At 26.3% G+C, this 20,138-nt stretch carries 20 protein-coding genes and 2 pseudogenes; 4 read left to right on the top strand and 18 right to left on the bottom strand.

Going from position 1 to position 20,138, the window contains the following annotated elements:
* Window positions 1-40: 40 nt before the first annotated feature.
* Both galE and wecB read right to left on the bottom strand, forming a co-directional pair.
* Window positions 41-1,054 carry a UDP-glucose 4-epimerase GalE gene (gene galE, locus Q5O44_RS10960; RefSeq protein ID WP_022168469.1) on the bottom strand — a complete coding sequence of 338 codons (1,014 nt, stop codon included), beginning with the start codon at window positions 1,052-1,054 and terminating at the stop codon, window positions 41-43.
* A gap of 214 nt (window positions 1,055-1,268) precedes the next feature.
* Window positions 1,269-2,387 carry a non-hydrolyzing UDP-N-acetylglucosamine 2-epimerase gene (gene wecB, locus Q5O44_RS10965; protein WP_022168470.1) on the bottom strand — a complete coding sequence of 373 codons (1,119 nt, stop codon included), beginning with the start codon at window positions 2,385-2,387 and terminating at the stop codon, window positions 1,269-1,271.
* 234 nt (window positions 2,388-2,621) lie between these two features.
* Here wecB and Q5O44_RS10970 point away from each other — a divergent pair, with 234 nt between their 5' ends.
* Together Q5O44_RS10970 and Q5O44_RS10975 are read left to right on the top strand one after the other, a co-directional pair.
* On the top strand, window positions 2,622-3,848 hold the full coding sequence (locus tag Q5O44_RS10970) for a 3D domain-containing protein (RefSeq protein ID WP_022168471.1): 1,227 nt from the start codon (window positions 2,622-2,624) through the stop codon (window positions 3,846-3,848).
* Window positions 3,849-4,051: 203 nt separating this feature from the next.
* The gene (locus Q5O44_RS10975) at window positions 4,052-4,633 is read left to right on the top strand and encodes an LCP family protein (RefSeq protein ID WP_302637867.1); all 582 of its coding nucleotides are present in this window, start codon (window positions 4,052-4,054) and stop codon (window positions 4,631-4,633) included.
* Between the two features lie 57 nt (window positions 4,634-4,690).
* Here Q5O44_RS10975 and galU (Q5O44_RS10980) read toward each other — a convergent pair whose 3' ends face one another.
* On the bottom strand, window positions 4,691-5,563 hold the full coding sequence (galU, locus tag Q5O44_RS10980; RefSeq protein ID WP_022168473.1) for a UTP--glucose-1-phosphate uridylyltransferase GalU: 873 nt from the start codon (window positions 5,561-5,563) through the stop codon (window positions 4,691-4,693).
* 246 nt (window positions 5,564-5,809) lie between these two features.
* On the opposite strand from galU (Q5O44_RS10980), the gene Q5O44_RS10985 reads away from it, so the two are divergent.
* Together Q5O44_RS10985 and Q5O44_RS10990 are read left to right on the top strand one after the other, a co-directional pair.
* Window positions 5,810-6,817: an LCP family protein gene (locus Q5O44_RS10985; RefSeq protein ID WP_022168474.1), complete on the top strand. Its 1,008-nt coding sequence runs from the start codon at window positions 5,810-5,812 to the stop codon at window positions 6,815-6,817.
* Between the two features lie 77 nt (window positions 6,818-6,894).
* A complete protein-coding gene (locus Q5O44_RS10990; RefSeq protein WP_022168475.1) occupies window positions 6,895-7,830 on the top strand; it encodes an LCP family protein in 936 nt (311 codons plus the stop codon).
* 92 nt (window positions 7,831-7,922) lie between these two features.
* Here the strand turns inward: Q5O44_RS10990 and galU (Q5O44_RS10995) are convergent, their stop codons facing one another.
* The 15 genes and pseudogenes from galU (Q5O44_RS10995) to Q5O44_RS11065 all read right to left on the bottom strand — a co-directional run.
* The gene (gene galU / locus Q5O44_RS10995) at window positions 7,923-8,792 is read right to left on the bottom strand and encodes a UTP--glucose-1-phosphate uridylyltransferase GalU (protein ID WP_022168476.1); all 870 of its coding nucleotides are present in this window, start codon (window positions 8,790-8,792) and stop codon (window positions 7,923-7,925) included.
* A gap of 353 nt (window positions 8,793-9,145) precedes the next feature.
* A pseudogene (locus tag Q5O44_RS11000) lies at window positions 9,146-9,340 on the bottom strand (hypothetical protein); the annotation flags it as partial.
* Window positions 9,341-9,445: 105 nt separating this feature from the next.
* On the bottom strand, window positions 9,446-10,903 hold the full coding sequence (locus Q5O44_RS11005) for a flippase (RefSeq protein ID WP_022168478.1): 1,458 nt from the start codon (window positions 10,901-10,903) through the stop codon (window positions 9,446-9,448).
* A gap of 545 nt (window positions 10,904-11,448) precedes the next feature.
* Window positions 11,449-12,585 carry a hypothetical protein gene (locus Q5O44_RS11010; protein WP_022168479.1) on the bottom strand — a complete coding sequence of 379 codons (1,137 nt, stop codon included), beginning with the start codon at window positions 12,583-12,585 and terminating at the stop codon, window positions 11,449-11,451.
* Window positions 12,582-13,229 carry a hypothetical protein gene (locus Q5O44_RS11015; protein ID WP_022168480.1) on the bottom strand — a complete coding sequence of 216 codons (648 nt, stop codon included), beginning with the start codon at window positions 13,227-13,229 and terminating at the stop codon, window positions 12,582-12,584. The genes Q5O44_RS11010 and Q5O44_RS11015 overlap by 4 nt, the downstream gene beginning before the upstream one ends.
* Entirely contained in the window at window positions 13,226-13,573 is a 348-nt protein-coding gene (locus Q5O44_RS11020; protein ID WP_022168481.1) for a glycosyltransferase, read from the bottom strand. The genes Q5O44_RS11015 and Q5O44_RS11020 overlap by 4 nt, the downstream gene beginning before the upstream one ends.
* Before the next feature lie 11 nt (window positions 13,574-13,584).
* Window positions 13,585-13,875: a hypothetical protein gene (locus Q5O44_RS11025; protein ID WP_302637871.1), complete on the bottom strand. Its 291-nt coding sequence runs from the start codon at window positions 13,873-13,875 to the stop codon at window positions 13,585-13,587.
* A 310-nt stretch (window positions 13,876-14,185) separates the two neighbouring features.
* Entirely contained in the window at window positions 14,186-15,094 is a 909-nt protein-coding gene (locus Q5O44_RS11030) for a lipopolysaccharide biosynthesis protein (protein ID WP_370545575.1), read from the bottom strand.
* Between the two features lie 182 nt (window positions 15,095-15,276).
* Complete coding sequence (locus Q5O44_RS11035; protein WP_022168484.1) at window positions 15,277-16,179, bottom strand: glycosyltransferase family 2 protein; 903 nt, start codon at window positions 16,177-16,179, stop codon at window positions 15,277-15,279.
* Between the two features lie 20 nt (window positions 16,180-16,199).
* A complete protein-coding gene (locus Q5O44_RS11040; protein ID WP_022168485.1) occupies window positions 16,200-17,090 on the bottom strand; it encodes a glycosyltransferase family 2 protein in 891 nt (296 codons plus the stop codon).
* 5 nt (window positions 17,091-17,095) lie between these two features.
* On the bottom strand, window positions 17,096-18,217 hold the full coding sequence (locus Q5O44_RS11045) for a hypothetical protein (protein ID WP_022168486.1): 1,122 nt from the start codon (window positions 18,215-18,217) through the stop codon (window positions 17,096-17,098).
* Window positions 18,207-18,962, bottom strand: a complete 756-nt coding sequence (locus Q5O44_RS11050; RefSeq protein WP_022168487.1) for a glycosyltransferase family 32 protein — start codon at window positions 18,960-18,962, stop codon at window positions 18,207-18,209. The genes Q5O44_RS11045 and Q5O44_RS11050 overlap by 11 nt, the downstream gene beginning before the upstream one ends.
* Before the next feature lie 37 nt (window positions 18,963-18,999).
* On the bottom strand, window positions 19,000-19,494 hold the full coding sequence (locus Q5O44_RS11055; protein ID WP_022168488.1) for a glycosyltransferase: 495 nt from the start codon (window positions 19,492-19,494) through the stop codon (window positions 19,000-19,002).
* Window positions 19,491-19,940: a PssD/Cps14F family polysaccharide biosynthesis glycosyltransferase gene (gene pssD, locus Q5O44_RS11060; protein WP_022168489.1), complete on the bottom strand. Its 450-nt coding sequence runs from the start codon at window positions 19,938-19,940 to the stop codon at window positions 19,491-19,493. The genes Q5O44_RS11055 and pssD overlap by 4 nt, the downstream gene beginning before the upstream one ends.
* Window positions 19,941-19,957: 17 nt before the next feature.
* A pseudogene (locus tag Q5O44_RS11065) lies at window positions 19,958-20,138 on the bottom strand (UDP-glucose 6-dehydrogenase); the annotation flags it as partial.

The raw sequence follows: 20,138 nt of genomic DNA on the forward strand, positions 1-20,138 counted from the left end.
GAAAATTTTATACTTTCCTGTACTTTAAAATACTATTTTTCTATTCTTCATATCCCTTTGGATTATTACTTTGCCATCTCCAAGAATCTTCACACATTTCATCGATTCCTCTTTCAGCTTTCCACCCTAATTCTTCATTAGCCTTTGTTGGATCTGCATAGCAAGTAGCAATATCTCCTGGTCTTCTATCAACTATTTCATAAGGAATTTCTTTTCCACATGCTTTGCTAAATGCATTAACTACATCTAACACTGAATATCCTTTTCCTGTACCTAAGTTATATGTTACTAGTCCTGGATTAGTTTCAAGCTTCTTTAATGCCTTAACATGACCATCAGCTAAGTCAACAACATGTATATAATCTCTTACTCCAGTACCATCATGAGTTGGATAGTCATTACCAAACACTCTTAACTTTTCTAATTGCCCTACAGCAACCTTAGTTATGTATGGCATTAAATTATTTGGAATTCCATTTGGATCTTCTCCAATAGTTCCACTCTTATGAGCTCCTACTGGATTGAAATATCTAAGTAATGCAACATTTAAAGTTTTGTCTGCATGGCAGATATCTCTAAGCATATCTTCAATCATAAGTTTTGTTTGACCATATGGATTAGTTGCTGAAAGTGGTGATTCTTCTGTTATCGGAACTACCTTAGCATCTCCATAAACTGTTGCTGAAGAACTGAATACAAAGTTCTTACAATTATATTTTTTCATTACTTTTAACATAACAAGCGCACTTGTTAAGTTGTTATAGTAATATTCTAATGGTTTTTCTACTGATTCACCTACTGCTTTTAAAGCTGCAAAGTGAATTACTGAATCTATATTATTTTCTTTAAATATCTTTTCTGTTTCTTCTTCTTGAGTTAAATCAACATTATAAAACTTAGTAGTCTTACCAGTTATTTTTTCTATTCTTTCCTTAACTATTTCTTTACTGTTACAAAGGTTATCGGCAATAACAACTTCATAACCTCCATTTAATAGTTCTACTGCAGTATGACTTCCTATATATCCCATACCACCTGATATTAAAACGGCCATTTATATACCTCCCTATTTTAAATACAAAACTGTTTACATTATATACCTAACTTACTATATAAATCAAACTTTATTAATCAATATTAATAAAGTTTTTTAATAATGATGAATTATGAATTAATGATGAAATTCTTACAGAATTTCTGAAAATTATATTTTTCTAAACTCTGTGAGTTTACTCCTAAATTCATCATTCATCACTCATCATTCATCATTAACTAAAGTGTTTCACTATTAGTTCCACTATTCTTTCACATGCTTTTCCATCACCATATGGATTTACTGCATGGGCCATCTTATGATATTCAACATCATTATTTACTAATTCACTGGTGATTTGAAATATTCTATTTCTTTCAACCCCTGCAAGCCTAACTGTTCCAGCCTTTACTGCTTCTGGTCTTTCTGTTTCAGTTCTTAAAACAACTACAGGTTTACCAAGTGCCGGTGCTTCCTCTTGAATACCACCTGAATCAGTCATTATTAAATAACATTTATTCATAAGATTTGCAAAGTCCACATATTCCAGTGGTTCAATTAACGCTACCTTATGTTCAATGCCTTTAAAACTTTCTCTTGCCAAATCCCTTATTAAAGGATTTTTATGCATTGGGAATATTATTTGCACATCATCATTTTGTTCTGCCACTTCTCTAACAGCAGCAAAAATATTTTTCATTGGCTCTCCCCAATTTTCTCTTCTATGGGCAGTTAATAAGATAACCTTATTATTCTCAAAATCTATTTTATTTAATTCTTCATCTTCAAATTTATGTTCTTTATTTATTACACTTAATAATGCATCAATAACAGTGTTTCCTGTTCTAAATACATTTTCAGTTATTCCTTCTTTAGCTAAGTTAGCTTCATTACTTTCTGTAGGTGCAAAATGAAGGGTAGCTATAGCCCCTGTTAACTTTCTATTTGCTTCCTCAGGAAATGGTGAATACATATCTCCCGTTCTAAGTCCAGCTTCTACATGCCCAACTGGAACTTTATTATAAAAAGCTGCTAAAGCACCATTTAATGTAGTTGATGTATCTCCATGAACAAGGACAATATCAGGTCTAAACTCCTTAAGGACCTTATCAACTCCTGTTAATACTTTATTACATATATCTATTATTGTTTGTCCATGAGCCATTATGTTTAAATCAAAATCTGGTTTAACATCAAATATATCTAAAACAGAATCTAGCATCTCTCTATGCTGAGCTGTAACACAAACCTTTGCATCAATTCGTTCGTCTTTTTCCAACAATTTAACCAAAGGACACATCTTTATTGCCTCTGGTCTTGTGCCAAATACTGACAAAACCTTAATCTTTTCCATTCTATACACCCCTTTAGGTAATACTTTCTGTCACTTTAATTATTATATACGTTTTTTGCAAAGTCAACATCTTGTGGTATAATAGCAACATATTATAATTTCACAGCCTCTTAAGTTACAAAATATCAATTACTTAAAGCTTTGAATTATTTATATATCCAACAAGGATACATCTAACTTATTTGATTATTTATAGTAATAATAAGTTAGAAATAAAAATAGGAGGTGATTTTCTTGAATAGAAAATCAACAGTACTATCAGTATTACTTGCTACAACTATTTGCTTCACTAACATAATTGGATCATTTTCAGCTTATGCTGACGATTTAGATAACGAAAGACAAGCTATATCAGAAAGCAAAGCCCAATATGACTTACTAGATGAACAAATATTGTCCCTTAATTCTGAAATTGCAAATATAAATATAGAAATAGACCAAATAAATACAAAACTAAAGGATAACGAAACACAAATTGCAAATACAGAAACAGAAATTGAAAGTACTAAAGCATTATTGGAACAAACAGAAATAGAAATATCAGAAAAAGAGGCTATTTTAAGTAAAAGACTTAGAAATATCCAAAAAAGCGATCTAATGTCTAATATGCTAGCATATTTGCTTGCTTCTGAAAGTTTAACTGATATTTTTGATAGGTTCGATGCTGTAAGCAAGATAGTGTCTCTAGACAAAGAATTAATTAGTGGAGTAAAAGAAAAGAAAGAAACTTTAACAGTTACAATGGACGAGCTTAGTAGCAAAGAAACTTCTCTACAAGCTTTAAAAAAAGAAACTGAAAATTCTTTAAAAGAATTAGAAAGCAAGAAAGCTGAACAAGAAACAAAAATGGCAAAACTTAATGAAGAGCAAGCTAAAGCTTCAGAAGTAATAGAAACAAATGAACAAAAGCTTATTGCCCATTCTGTATCTATTATAGAAAGCTCTAATACTGTGTCTGAATTACAAGATGCCATTTCAACATTAACTTATTTAATACCTACATTAAATAGTTCTACCGTTATTGCAACAGCTAACGATAGCATTTACCAAGGTAATCTTAAAGTTGAAGAAATCAACGCTAAAGCAGAGGCTGAAGCTGCCATTCCATCAAGAGGTGAATCAATTACTGATACATCTACACCTGGAGAAAGCTCTGGTTCTACAGCTTTATCAACATTAACTATGCAATCAACGGCTTATACTGGTGGTACATTAACAGCAACAGGCTCTAAACCTGTATATAATCCTGGCGGTATAAGTACCATTGCTGTAGACCCTAATGTTATTCCTTTAGGATCTAAGGTATATGTTTCAGGATACGGAACTGCCATAGCTGCTGATACAGGGGGAGCTATAAAGGGAAATATCATTGATGTTTACTTCAACTCAGAAGCAGACTGTATTGCTTGGGGAAGAAGAACTGTTACTGTTGAAATACTGGCTTTACCTGGAGAATGGTAATATTATAAAACTTTGCTGAAGTTTAATTATGAACTTCAGCTTTTTACATATATCAACACTAAAATTTAATAATATTAATATTTATTACGCTATACTATTCTTATCTATATAATATTTACTAAGGAGAAATGATATGCTCAAGGAAAATCAAAAAAACTTTAAAGAGAAAAAAAATACATCCCCTCATAAAAATGGCCCGTAGTATGCTTGTTAACATTATATTAATTTGTGCTATGGTAGTGGTTACTGTTTATACAACCTTTAATAAAGTAGCCAATAACTTTGATACAGTTATTTTAGAAAATAATTTAGGAGTTGTTCCTGAAGAAGAACTACAACAATTTGAAGCTTCCAATGAAATACTTAATATTGCTCTCTTTGGTATAGATAGCACTGATACCTCATCTGGGCGCTCTGATTCACTAATAGTTGCTACTCTCGATCCTATCCATAATAAAGTTAAACTTACCTATTTTATGAAAGATGCTTATGTATATATAGATGATTATGGTTATGACAAGCTTAAGCATGCCTATACTTATGGTGGTCCATCACTTGCAATAAATACTTTGAACACTAATTTTGGATTAAATACAATGCTAAAGCTTACTAAAAAAATGACTGAAATGAACTTAAATGAAATTTCTATACAGAGAGAGATATTTCCTCTAAAAAATTATTATAAAAATCAAATTATTGATGGAACATACTACATTACTTTTGATGCAGCAACAACTAAGGCACAAGTTATGAATTATATCTTTATTGATAAAATATCACAATAATTTTTATAACGTAAAAAGGAATTGGATTACAGTCCAATTCCTTTTTATCTCCAACTATTATCTTTTTAAAGTATTTAAATATTCTACGAATCCATCTCTAAGGTCTTCTCTTCTTAAAGCATACTCTACAGTTGCTTTTAAGAAACCAAGCTTATCTCCCACATCATATCTTGTTCCTTCAAAATCATATGCATACATAGCTTCTTCACTCATAAGATTTAATAATGCATCTGTTAATTGAATTTCTCCACCTTTTCCTGGCTTTGTTTCTTCAAGAATTTTAAAGATTCGTGGTGTAATTATGTATCTTCCTAAGATAGCTACATTACTTGGTGCCTCTTCCACAGCTGGCTTTTCAACAAGACCTTTTACTTTATAAACTCTATCTTCAATATGAATTCCATTTACTATTCCATATTTATTAACATCTTTTGCTTCTACAGTTTGAACACCTAAAACTGAAGTATTATACTCATCATAACAATCAATAAGTTGCTTTAAACAAGGTTTTCCTTCATTATATACAATATCATCACCTAAAAGAACTGCAAATGGTTCATTGCCTACAAAAGTCTTTGCACAGCTAATAGCATGTCCAAGCCCCTTTGGTTCCTTTTGTCTGATAAAATGAATATCTACCATATCAGATATATCTCTTACCATTTTTAACATTTCTTCTTTACCGCTCTTTTCAAGCTCTAACTCAAGCTCTACAGATTTATCAAAGTGGTCTTCAATACACTTTTTGCTTCTTCCTGTTATTATAAGTATTTCTTCTATTCCTGAAGCTACTGCTTCTTCTATAATATATTGAATTGTTGGTTTATCTACTATTGGTAGCATTTCTTTAGGTTGTGCCTTTGTTGCTGGTAAAAATCTTGTCCCTAGACCTGCTGCTGGAATTATAGCTTTTCTAATTTTTTTACTCATAATTATTCCCCTTATAAAAATATCACATATAAATTATACCTTATTTGATATTAAATACGCAATTCTATTCTACATACTAATATTTATTATGGTATACTATTATTTAATTTATTAAACAAATTAAGGAGATACTATATAAGTAAGAACATATATTATATTATAATAATTAATTTTATTTTAAATTATGATAGTTAGCAAATATTTTGTTATACTAGATTATATAAAAATATAATAAGGAGTTTTAAAATGAATGAAGATAAGAAAACAAAAAAACTTCCTAAATGGATAAAAATAGTATTAGGTATATTTTTAGCAATTATTCTAGCTATAGCTGCCTTATCTACTTATGGCTATTATACTGTTAATAATATAGTTAATAAAGCTGAAAAAATTGAGCTTAAAGAAGATGAGTTAGGTGTAGTTGATGAAGAAGAACTAAAACAGTATGATGATTATACTGAAATAGTTAATATTGCTCTTTTTGGAATAGATAGTACCGATAGTACATCAGGAAGATCTGATTCTATTATAGTGGCTACTTTAGATTCAATACATAATAAACTTAAACTTACATCTTTTATGAGAGATTCATATGTAAATATTTCCAGCTATGGATATGATAAATTAAACCATGCTTATGCTTATGGTGGAGCTAACTTAGCAATTAATACTTTAAATACAAACTTTGGTTTAAATATAACTGATTTTGTTGCAGTAGATTTTGCTTCTCTTCCTAAAATTATAGATTCCTTTGGAGGCATTGATTTAACTATTAGGGAAGATGAAATACAATATATTAATCAATATATTTCTAATATAAATTCTATAGATGGCACTAATTCTCCACTTATAACAACACCTGGAGTTCATCATGTTAATGGTGCTCAAGCACTTGCATATTCAAGAATAAGATATACATCTGGCGGAGACTTTGAAAGAACTGAAAGGCAAAGAGCAGTATTAACTGCTTTATTTAATAAAGCTTTAAATGTTCCTGCCACTGAATATTTAGATGTTATTTCAAATTTAGTTCAATATGTAACTACTAATTTAAATACTAATGAAATATTAAAACTTGCAACAAAAATAGGATCTATGGGCTTAAATGGAGTAACTGTTGAACAACAACGTTTCCCTATTGATGGCTATTGTGAAGGCACTATGATTAATGGTATATATTATTTGACTTTTGATGCTACTGCTACTAGAACTCAAGTTATGAATTATATATTTAATGATCAGTTACCTCAATAAAAATAAAATGATGTGTCAAAGTACTCTTTGATTCATCATTTTTTATTTAAACACTATAACGAAAGAGGTCATACATTATGAAAAAATTAAATAAAATCTTATTAATCGCATCTATTATACTTATTTTAATATCTTTATCAATATTTGCTTTTATAAAAACACTTAGTTCCAAAGTTGAACGTATTGATATTGATAGATCTTCTATTACTGAAGTTTCTAAAGGAACTGTTCCAGAAAATAGCGATGAAGTTATTACAATGGCTTTACTAGGTGCTGATTATAGTAATAATAATGGTGCAGCTGATGTAACTATGCTTTTATCCATTAATAAAAAAACAAATGAAATAAATTTATGTTCTTTGATGAGAGATATGTATCTTGATCTTCCTGATGGTGGAATGTCAAATTTAAACTATACATTAAATGATGGGGGTGCAGAACTCTTACTTAAAACTATAAATTATAATTTTGATTTGGCTATAGATAAATTTGCACAAGTTAATCTCCACACGCTTCCTATAATAATAGACAAACTAGGTGGTTTAGAAATTAATATTGATAGTGATGAATTAAACTATATAAATAATTATATTAATAATATAGATTCTGAAAACAATACATCTACAGAACATATAACTACCACTGGAACTCAACTTCTAAATGGTACCCAAGTTGCAGCATACTGTAGAATAAGATATACATCTGGTGGTGATTATAAAAGAACTGAACGCCATCGAACTGTTATAAATGCACTATTTAATAAATTTAAAAATATATCATTAACTGAAGGATTATCTTTAAGTAATGAAATTTTAGGACTTGTTTCAACAAACCTTACTGACAGTGAAATCATTTCTATAGGATCAACTCTTTTATCTATGAACTCTGCCTCTATTAACCAAGGAAGATTTCCTGAAGATGGCGATCACTATACTGAATGGACAGACATGTATCATATGATAATAGATAAAGAAACTACAAGAGAAAAACTTCAGTCTTTCCTTTATGAATAACTATTTTAAGATTTAAAGGACTGTTGAAAGAATTGTGTAATATCAATTCTTCCAACAGTCCTCATAGTATAGTTACTCTTAAAGTGTTTTATTTAGATTACAGTTCTTAAATACTCTATAAATTCATCTCTTAACTCTTCTTTTCTTAAAGCATATTCTACTGTTGCTTTTAAGAATCCAAGTTTATCTCCAACATCATATCTTATTCCTTCAAAATCATAAGCATACATTGCCTCTTCTTCCATAAGCGTTAATAATGCATCTGTTAATTGAATTTCTCCACCTTTTCCTGGTTTTGTATTTTCTAACATCTTAAATATTTGCGGAGTTATTATATATCTTCCTAATATGGCTACATTTGTTGGTGCTTCTTCCACTGCTGGCTTTTCCACTAAGCCTTTTACTTTATATACTCTATCTTCAATATGCAAGCCATCAACTATTCCATATTTATTAACATCTTTTTCTGGCACTGTTTGCACACCTAAAACTGATGTTTTATATTCATCATAACAATCAATAAGTTGCTTTAAACATGGTTTTTCTTCGTTATATACAATATCATCTCCAAGAAGTACTGCAAATGGCTCATCTCCTACGAAAGTCTTAGCACATTGAATAGCGTGTCCAAGCCCCTTTGGTTCCTTTTGTCTTATAAAGTGAATATCCACCATATCTGATATATCTCTAACCATTTTAAGCATTTCTTGCTTTCCGCTCTTTTCAAGTTCAAGCTCTAATTCAACAGATTTATCAAAGTGATCTTCAATACATTTTTTATTTCTTCCTGTTATTATAAGTATTTCTTCTATTCCTGAAGCTATTGCTTCTTCTATTATATATTGAATAGTTGGTTTATCAACTATTGGTAACATTTCCTTTGGCTGTGCCTTTGTTGCAGGTAAAAATCTAGTACCAAGTCCTGCTGCTGGTATTATTGCTTTTCTTATTTTCTTTGTCATAAGTCTACCCCTTTAAAGTAATTATATTTTATAAAACTTATTTAGAATCTTGTTTATCTTATCCATTACATCTTATTTAAAAGTAGTATTTGAGTTAATCCACTCTTTATACTTTTATAAAAATTGCATTAATATATGCACTCCTACATTATCATTTGTACTTTAAAATTATATCATTTCATAATTTAATTTTCCTTATAATACGTACGAGTTATTTCAACAGCAGTGGTATATTATTACATTATTTTTTTGCTTATTTTTATAATTTAAATATAAAAAATTGTTTATCTACTCTTCTTTTTAAGCAAACTTTATTATGAATTTATTTAACCTCCTAATAAATTCACTACTATCTATATAGCTATTACTTCCTTCATTTTTATTAAAAATATAGTTTGTAAATATTGTATAAATCCATCTCTTAACTCTTCTTTTCTTAAAGCATATTCTACTGTTGCTTTTAAGAAACCAAGCTTATCTCCAACATCATATCTTATTCCTTCAAAGTCATAAGCATACATTACCTCTTCTTCCATAAGAGTTATTAACCATTCCATATTTTACAATTATTTCTGATTAAAACATTAACTATTTCATTGTTATTTTTAACTGACAAGCAATCACCTGATAATAGACCTATATAATCATATTCTTTATCTCACTTTCCTCTTATTGTGCCCCCTAATATTTATGTACTTTTTAAAATTTATAATTGAATTTAAATAATTTAAGTTTAAAATACCATATATACTACATCCAAGAATTAATTGAATAATTACTCTTATAAATTTATCAGAAATAATAAATCTAATTGTAAATATTAATAAAAACATAATTAATGATTTTATTAAAAATACTAAGATATCTTTACGACAATTTTTTAAATTTAAATTATTTTTTACAGATATGATTTGATATAACATAACTGAAAATTCAGCTACTATTGTTCCAAAACAAGCACCAATACTTTGAAATTTAGGAATAAAAATAATATTCATAATTAAATTAACTATAGCTCCTAATCCAACGGAAAAAATATAATCCTTATCCTTTTCACTTGGAATCAAATACTGAGTTCTAATCACATTAGCAAATGATAAAAAAGGTAATGTAATTGCTAATAAACAAATTAATATACCGCTCTTTTCAAATTCCATACCAAAATATATTGGTGCAAAGTCATATCCAATAGCTACTAATCCAAAACTCATTGCTAGAGACATAAACATAACAAATGAAAGAGACTTCTCTAAATACTTATTAATATTTTCTTTATTTCCATTTGATATTATATTTGACATTCTCGGTAACATAACTGTTCCTAATGCAGTAATTAATGTAAGAGGAATATGAACAATCTTTTCAGCATTTTCATAATAGCCAACTTCTGTAACATTAGATAATGCACCTAACATTATTTTATCCATTATTTTATATATACTTACTGCAATTATAGGAATAAAGAGTATCAAATTAGGCTTTACATGCTTAAAAATATCAGAAAATGATACTCTTACAAAATCTATATCTTTTTTGACAAATCCCCATAATAGCAATTGACTAAGGACTGTAGTTCCAGCCATTATTAGAGTATATTTCCACAAATCATTACTATCCCTTATAAAAATAAAAATTAATATAACTGAAAACACTCTTAAAATAGTACTTCTTGTTATTGTTAATTTAAACTTTTCTAAACCAAAATATAACCAATTAATATCTAGTACAGCTGAAATAATAAATAAACATTGTATATATGCTATGCCTTTATAATTATCAACAAATATAGATACATATATTATATATATAATAAGCATTATAATACCCATAAATAATTGAAAAATATAAATTGAGCAAAAACTCTTTGACAACTCACTTTTGTTTTCTCTTGCTTTAGCAATTGTTCTATTACCATAATTATTAACACCTAACATACATAATAATGTAAAATAATTTACTATAGAGTATGTGTATGAATAAGTACCTACCCCATCTGCACCTATAACTCTAGCCAAATAAGGAGCTGTTATTAGAGGAATTATCATTATTAATATTTGATATATTAAATTATATATAAAGTTTTTTTTCACATTACTATTTGCTTTTTTCATACATTACCTCCTCCTTATATATTGTTAGTGTAAAGTTTATTACACTACTTTCTTTTTTTAATCTCTCTATATAAGATCTCGAAATTCTTTTAGTATTATAACTTATTTACTTAATATATAACACCACTTTATAATAAATTTAGCTAGCTTTATCACTATAGATAACATATTTAAATATATCTTTAGCGATAGTAATATTTTTATCTAATTATAGTGTTTTAAGTAATTTGCTAAAAATAAATTCCTTATAAATACACTCTAATAAATGATATTTTTACTTCTTGTGTGCTTTGAAATTTGTATTTAAAAGTATTTCTCTTCATAAATCGTAAAAGTTTTGCTAGACTACCACTATCAAATTAACATACTTACTTTATAGCCTCCGTACTTCTTTTCATATAACTTCCCAACGAGCAAAAATCTTTTTATTTGTTAAAGGTAGCTTATATATTCCAACGTATTTGATAGATATTATAAATTAATCTTTTTAATTTTAGTTGATATTGCAAAGTATTTTTTTACTATTATTCAAAATTAGCTCTACCCTATTTTTTTATACCAAATTTTATACTATCTATTTTTTTCCTTTCACGGTATATTAATGAAGAAAAGGATAAAATAAATGGATTGTAATTAATTTTTATCAACCAATTTTCAAATAATCCTACAATCATAAATATTATCAATATTATAATTAATAACTTATCTCTTTCCCGATATGATAGTTTTAATCTTAAAGATAATAATAAACAACTACAAAACAGTAATATTATTCCAAATTTTAATAACAAAACTATATATGAATTATCTAATATTTGTGGAGAAATATTTAATAACCTTGACTGAACAGTGGATACTGTTTCTATTTTTTGTCCAAATAAATTTATATCATATTTTTGCAAATATTGTTCTGTATAATAAATTCTTTTTGATAATAAACGATCAATATTTTTTATCAAATCACTAGATTTATATAGATATGCTAATGATAATGATAATGCGAATAATAAATATGGTAAAAAAATTACAATCTTTTTAATTATTTTATTATTTAAATAATTATTATATAATAATAAAATAATCATTAAAGATACACAAATAATAACTGTTCTACTATCAGTAATATATCCGATAATAAATGTTATAATTGTACAAATAAATAATTTAATTATTTTATTTTTATTAAATGCCAAATATATATAATCACAACAAATCGATAACCAGTAAGCTGCCAAAGCATTAGGATGACTAAACCCTAACGATTGCCTTATTGTTCCATCAGCTCTAAGAATAACATAATTTTCAGCAATTCCAATTTGAGAAAATATAATAATTATGAAACAAAAAATAACCTTTATCACTAAATCAAATTTTATAAATTTTTTAAAATTTATGTCTTTTGATGCTATTATCAACATAATTGCTTTCAAAATAATATTATCTTTTGATAAAAAATAAGAAATAACAACTATAGCAAAAATAATTACCACCCATGCTATTTCCTTAATTCTATAAATTTGATTTTGAAATAAAATAGTTAAAAATATCAAAACAATCACTAATTTATCTATTATTCCATATAAAGGAGTTAAACTAGGCACATTATTAAACATTGCTTGAAGTAAAATAAATGTATATGCTAAATAAAAGAAAAGCAAACTAGGTCTTATAGTCTTTATCATCTTTTTACAACCCTCTTTATTGTAGAATACATTTTAGAGTAATATAAAAAACTAAGTTTAGTTTTAATTTTAAACCTAAAGTAGATATTTTTGTAATAATTATTAAAATTCTTCATTAATTTATAATCAAGTTTTTTTTCTTGAATCTTAAAATATGTTACTATAGTTTTTCTTTCATCTCTTGCTTTAAAAGAAATTTGTTTTTCCATTTGTCTATGATAATGCCTTAACTCTAATACTTGTATGTAATTTTGATAAACTTCTAAAGATTTATTTATTTTATAAAATTTTTTCACATCATTAAATGATTCTACTATATCGAAGATTCTAAAACTTTTCATCCTAGACATACTATTAGATACAATTCTATATTTATATACACTTCTATCAATAGTTGATATTTTTTTACATATCAATAAATATTTAAGATAAAAATTCAAATCTTGCCCTATTCGTACATTTCCAAAAAATAATCCCGCTTTTTTTATTAATTCTAAATCATATAATTTATTACTTGGCACTGGATTTACATCAAATAATTCACTAAAAATATTATTTGATGTATATTCCTTTCCACCCATTATATCCTTATTATTTTCAATAACCTCATTATCTTCATTAATAATAGTATAATTGCCTATCACAAGATCTGAATTTTTTTTTTCATAGATTCTACACAAAATTTAATAATATTATCTTCTAGGATATCATCAGAATCTAAAAACACTACATATTTTCCACTAGCAACTTTAATTCCCTCATTTCTAGCAATAGAGGCATTCATATTAGCTTGAAAAATTGGAATTATATTATGTTCAGAATGTTCTTTAATATATTTTTCTATAATTTTTCTTGATTCATCTGTAGAACCATCATCTATAATTATTATCTCTTTATTATCATAATTTTGTTTTATAACTGAGTTTAAACATTGTACTAAAAATCTTTCACCATTATAATTAGGAATAATGACACTAACCTTTTCCATAAAATTCACTCCTATTTTTCAAACTCTGATTTATTGGGTAAAGTTGTTTCAAAAATTTCTATAATCTCTTGAGCTGTTTTATTAAAATTTTTATATTCTCCTACATCATTTAAACAAATTAACTTTGCTTTTTTTTCAAGGATTACTTTCTTAATTCTTTCATTTTCATCTTTTATCTCTAAATACACTCCAAATTTAGATTTCCTTGGTTTAAAATTACTTGTACATAATTGCCAATATCTTATCAACCAATCAGTAACATCATTTAACCCTCTAAATTTATTTTTACACGTATTATGCAAAGTTATTAACTCTAATTCCCACAACTTACGAAAAGTTTCTTTCTTATATGAATATGCAATATGTGGATTTTCAAAACCAGGAATCTTTTCCCAAGCTAAAAGTAAAAAACTTTTTATATTATTATTTAAACTATATTTCAAATTGAAAATTTTAAATATATTACGTTTAGTTACATCCGCTTTTTTAAAATATTTATTAATTATATCAATATTATTTAATAACATATGATTAAAAGAATCATTTTCATTTCCAGTAGAAGAAATTAAATTATAAGAAAATTGATCCCTTGGAATACCATTAATAAAAAAATCAGTTTCTTAATATTATTTCTTTAGCCGAAAAAAAACAAAACACTAATATAAATACACCTAATAGCGATAATATTTTAACTACCTTCACATATTGACTATATATTTTATCATAATCATCTTGATAATCTGATAATATAGGATGTAATACCGGTGTTATAACATGTGTTAGGTTTTGAACAGGATAAAGCATCAATCTATATGCTTTATCATAATATCCTAATGCAACTTCCCCCATAAATTTTCCTATTAGCAAGTTATCTGAATTTCTTGAAAAATAATTTATAAAATTAAATCCAAATTGATAAGAAGAAAATTCTTTTATCTTTTTTATACTTTCTAGGGAAAAACCCCAATATATATTAATTTTTGAATACCAATAATTAAATACAAAAGTAAGAAATCCAACAAATACAGAATTTATTACTAATGCATAGTACTTTGCTCCTTTTATTGCTAATATTATCGTAATAATACCTCCTATTATAGTTATTACTACAGTTCTAATCCCTAAAGCTTTAAATTGCTTATCTTTTAATAATAAAGCATTTGGAACCATATTTACTACATTGAAAAATATTCCTATTGATAAAATAATCCCCAATGAAATATACACTCTATTATCATAAAACATAGCTAATGGATATGAAAACAATATAAACCCAATACTTACAAGTAATCCTACAAAAACAGTAAAAATAAATATATCTGATATTTGCTTCTTACTCAAATCCTTATGTTGAATTATAGCTGGACCTATCCCCATATCTGCAATTACAGTAAAGAAGCTTATGAATACTGTTATTATTGCTACTATTCCATAATCATCTGGAGTTAATAGTCTAGCTAAAATGGAGTTTAATAATAATTGAATAAATATATTGCTATATTTTGAAAAAAAGTTAATAATTGTTGCTTTTTTTTATATTTATTTCTTCCATACTTTCTCCTTAAATCACTACATTACCATCTCTATTTATAATAATCTTTAATATATTAAATTTATTTTTTAATAAGTATGCTTAATATCCTATATAATATTATTTTATAATTTGCTTATATTATTAAACAAATTAAGAACCTACATATACTTTATTTTTTTTCTAATCTAGTTATATAAAAGTAAATTAACCTTTTCAAATATAATTTTTTATCTAGTTTCTTTAATATATTTAATTCTTGTTTAAACATATTACTCATGTTATTAAGAGCATATAACTTACTTAATCTATAGGAAAAAGATTTTTCAATATTTAAAATATCATTACTTGTTACTTTATAATATAAACTTCTACAATATTCCCTTAATAATAGTTCTCCTTTTATATTTTTCTCCCCATTACCACTTATTCTTGGTCCTGAATGCTCATTGTATCTAACTAGCACTTCTTTTACTCTATCAACTTTATATCCTTTATCCAACAATTTAATTATTACTGTTGAATCCTGCTTACTTGGCACATTTGAAAAATTGTTAACTTCATTTAAATATTCCTTTTTACATAACCATTGTGAGGTAGCTGCTATACAGTCTGTCATTGCCTCTACTAAACAATTACCAACAAAATCATAATTGTATTCTCTCAACTTTTTATTATTTTCATCATAACTCTCCGTATAACAATATACCAATGCTAAATCTCCGCTCTTATCTAAGTTAAATAATTGAATTTGTTTTTTTAGTTTATTTTCATAGTATTGATCATCATCATCTAAAAAAGCTATATATTCTCCATTACAATTTTCTATTCCTACATTTCTTGCTAATGCTCCCCCTAAATTCTTCTCATTAGGAATATATTTTATATTTCTATGTTGAGAATAATTTCTCATGATTTTTTCTGTTTTTATTTGAAACTCATTATTCTTTCCGTTATCATCTACTACTATTATTTCAATATTTTTATAAGTTTGAGCTAGTACACTATCTATAGCTCTTATTAATTCTTTTTCTCTTTTATATGTAGAAATAACTACACTTATTAATGGCTGCATAATACTCTCCTTAAATATAACTATTTTATTCCCTTAAATTTTATTTTTTCCACTAAAACTGAAATTGGTAATAATATCATGGATAGAATCTTATTAGGCGTATTATCAAATATATTAATATCTTTATGAATACAGAACGCATTAAAAATAAGAATTACTTTACAGCATCTATAATACTTTTTAACTCCCTCTATATTTCTTGCTCTTTCATATCTACTTTTTAATAAAGTAAGTACTCCTTTAGGAGAATGACTCCATGCTTTTAAATAATTATTAGTTAATCCATCATCTAAATATTCCATTATATATAGAACTGTATTTTCAATTATTAAAGGTGCTATTTTATCTAGCTCATTATATACAATCTCCTCACTTAAAAACTTTTCTCCTTCATATACTGGAAATAGATTCTTTTTTAAATATTCTGTTTTAAAAATTAATGCCGTTTCTCCTTTTTTACCATATATATTATATAAATCACTTAGAGTTGATGATGTAATATTTTTTTGAAACTCCCCCCCCATAACTTTTCCATTCTCATATCCCTTTAATCCTACAATTCCTGTATACTCTATATTAATATCTCTTCTATCCCATATATCTAATATTTTCATAACAGCATCATTGGGTAAGTAATCATCCGAATCTACACAATAAAATAATTCACTATTACACATTTCAACACCTTTATTATGAGCAACATGCTTTCCTGAATTTTTTTGTACATAATATGTAATTTTTATTTTATTATCTAATATAAAGTTTCTAATAATATTTTTAGTATTATCTGTAGACCCATCGTCGACAATTATCCATTCAAAAGACTTGTTTGTTTGTTCAATCAAGCTCTCATATAAACGCTTTAAATATTTTTCTCTATTATAAGTAGGCGTAAAGATAGTTAATCTCATTAATTCTACCCTCCATTTCTATCTTTATTATTAATTGAAAAAAATTTATTTTCTATAAATATTACACCTGATAAAAATATCAGAGATAAATTCATAAATATATTAGGAATATATCCTTCTGTTATTCCATAAATTGAGAATAAGATTATCATCAATAATTCTTTATCCATATTATGTACTATAAACTTTTTTATAATTTTGTAATATCCAAAAATATACAACCCAAATATTATTATTCCGTAATTTATTATAAGTACAACATATCCATTATCTAATAAATTCTTATCACCTGAAAGACTTCGTCCAAATCCATTCCATTTATAATTTTGCAAAAAATAACTTGAGTAGTATATCCTCCCAGATAATAACCTATCTAGATTCTTTATAATATTAAACTTATCATATCCAAGCGAAGTTAAAATTGTGAATAAAACACATAATGGAATAACCATTTTACATATACTATAGAATATTTTCTTACTTATTAATTTTCTCTTTAGAAGTGCTGTAATTAATACCGCTAATATAATAGCAAATAATCCTGTTCTGCTAACTGAAAAACTATATATTATCCAATTAATAACTAAAATACTTATATAACAAATTACATTTAATTTTTCATAAAAAATATATATAAACAATATTATTAAAATGAATAAATTAGTATGTAAAAGATTTGGGTGCTCATATCCTAATCCATACCTACTTACTATCCCAACACCATCTCTCCAATGATTTATAGTCACATTCTCTATAATTCCACTTAATGAAAGTGTTATTAAAGCAGTAAATATAAAACTTCTAATTATAAATGCTAAATATAATACCCTTCTATATGGAATCTTTTTTAATCCTATTATAGTTATAATTGTTAATAGAACTCCCTCTCTACCAGAACTTAAGCAACTCATTATTCCTATTGCTATTAATACAATACATATTATTATTTCTTTTTTAGTGTATTTAGTAATAACTAGTTTTATTAACAACATTATAAATGCTATTATTGTAATTAATTGTAATATTTTACTATTTGCACCTAATCCCATTCCTTTTCCTATTGTTAATAAAGCAAAAAATATATAATACAACCATTCACCTAATGTAAATGAATACTTATACTTCATAGATAACTCCATTCTTAATATAGTTTTTAATTTTATTATACATTCTAAATCCTATAACTGTTTTAATCATAACTATAAATTTAATTTTTATTCTTTTAGATAGTGTGGTCCATGTTCCTTCAAACCAGTGAATAGTAACTGTATTTTTAGTAGTTCTAGGTTTTTTACTTCCAAATTTAAGTGGAGAAAAATACTCTATAGGATATATGGTAATTTCATTATTTTTTATACATTGAAAAGTATTATCTTGAATTAAACCATATTTTAAAAGTAAATTAGTAAATATTCTTACATTAGTTATTTGATTCATTTTTCCATTATTCACAAAACTTCTATTCTCATATGTATTAAACCACTCTTCTATAATTGCATTTCCTGATTTAGCTCCAATTATAGCAGTTGAAATTAATTCATTATCTTCAAATCCTACAAATGCTTCTAATTGTAAGAATGAATCAAAATCTTTTAATACTTCTACATCAGTATCTAAATATATACCTCCATAATTTAATAATACATATAATCTGACATAGTCAGAAACAAAAGCATATTTTTTACATTCATAAGCCTCTTTAACATACTGATTTATATTTATATCAAAATTTTTTTCATTCCATTCAATAATCTCATAACCTTTTAATGTATTCTTCCAACCATCAATACACTTTTGTGCAAGCTCCGTTTTTTCTCCATTACCAAACCAACAATAATGAATAATTTTAGGTATAGAATTATTAACTGCCAATTCTTTAACCCCTTTCTAAACAATATAATCATTTTTACTATAATCTTAGCTCACTTTCCAATAGCCCTTGAAATAACTTTATAAATTTCTCTGAACTTGATGTATTAATTCTACATTTTTGTGATAAAATACTATAATTTATTAATACAGCTTTTATACTACTAACTTCATATACTGCTAATATCTTTTTTTCCTGCTCTAACCTTTTAGTAAATAATATTTGATGATCATCCACATGCTCATTATATTTTGGATTTCTTGGAACAACTATTGGAATTTTTCCATACTGTAGTGGATGAAAAATACTACCTGGTCCACCATGCGTAATAATAATATCACTTTTTTTAACTAAATCATCCATTTCATCATAAGCAATCATTTCTCTATATTCAAAATTTTTAGGCTTGTATTTTGTATATCCTATTTGAGCAAATATATTATCCTTTATAGTTCCCTCCTCTATCAATCTATCTATTTCAATAAACAGCCTATCCATACCTTGCTCATGAGTCCCAACAGTAATAAATATCAAAATAATCCCCCCAATAATTTTCCCTTTGGATAAAATTCTCTTTGTTCTTCCCATTGAATTATAAATAAATCTGTAATCGGATATACTACTTTTCCTGTAATTGTAGGCTTATCTATTCTATCATAGACTTCAATATACACAGTTTTTATACCGAATAACTTTCCTAAATAAAAAAATGGAATTGCCACTGCTGCTCCTGTACTTATAATAATATCTGGCCTTTCCCTTCTTAATACTTTAAAAGCTAAAAACGTATTTTTTATTAAATTCTTTATATTTCTATTAGTAGGAAAATAGCACCAATACTTATTTTCATTCTTCAAAATAGACCTTGAGTCTGCTTTATCAAAAGTGACCCAAAATCTATCCTGCTTTTTCCACCACGGCTCTAATTGCATTAGGTGTGTTAAATGCCCACCACTAGAAGTTACAAAACAAACCTTCATCTCTTCACTCCTATAAATTAATCCCTATTAAATAAATCTCTAGTATAAACCTTATCTTCTACATCAAATAAATCTTTAGCCAATCTATTAGAAACAATAACATCAGATACTTTCTTAAACTCATCTAAATCTCTAATAACTTTAGAATTAAAGAAACTTTCTTCCTTAAGCACCGGTTCATAAACTACAACTTCAATT

This window comes from Clostridium sp. CAG:221 (assembly GCA_000435835.1).
Taxonomy (GTDB): domain Bacteria; phylum Bacillota; class Clostridia; order Clostridiales; family Clostridiaceae; genus Clostridium.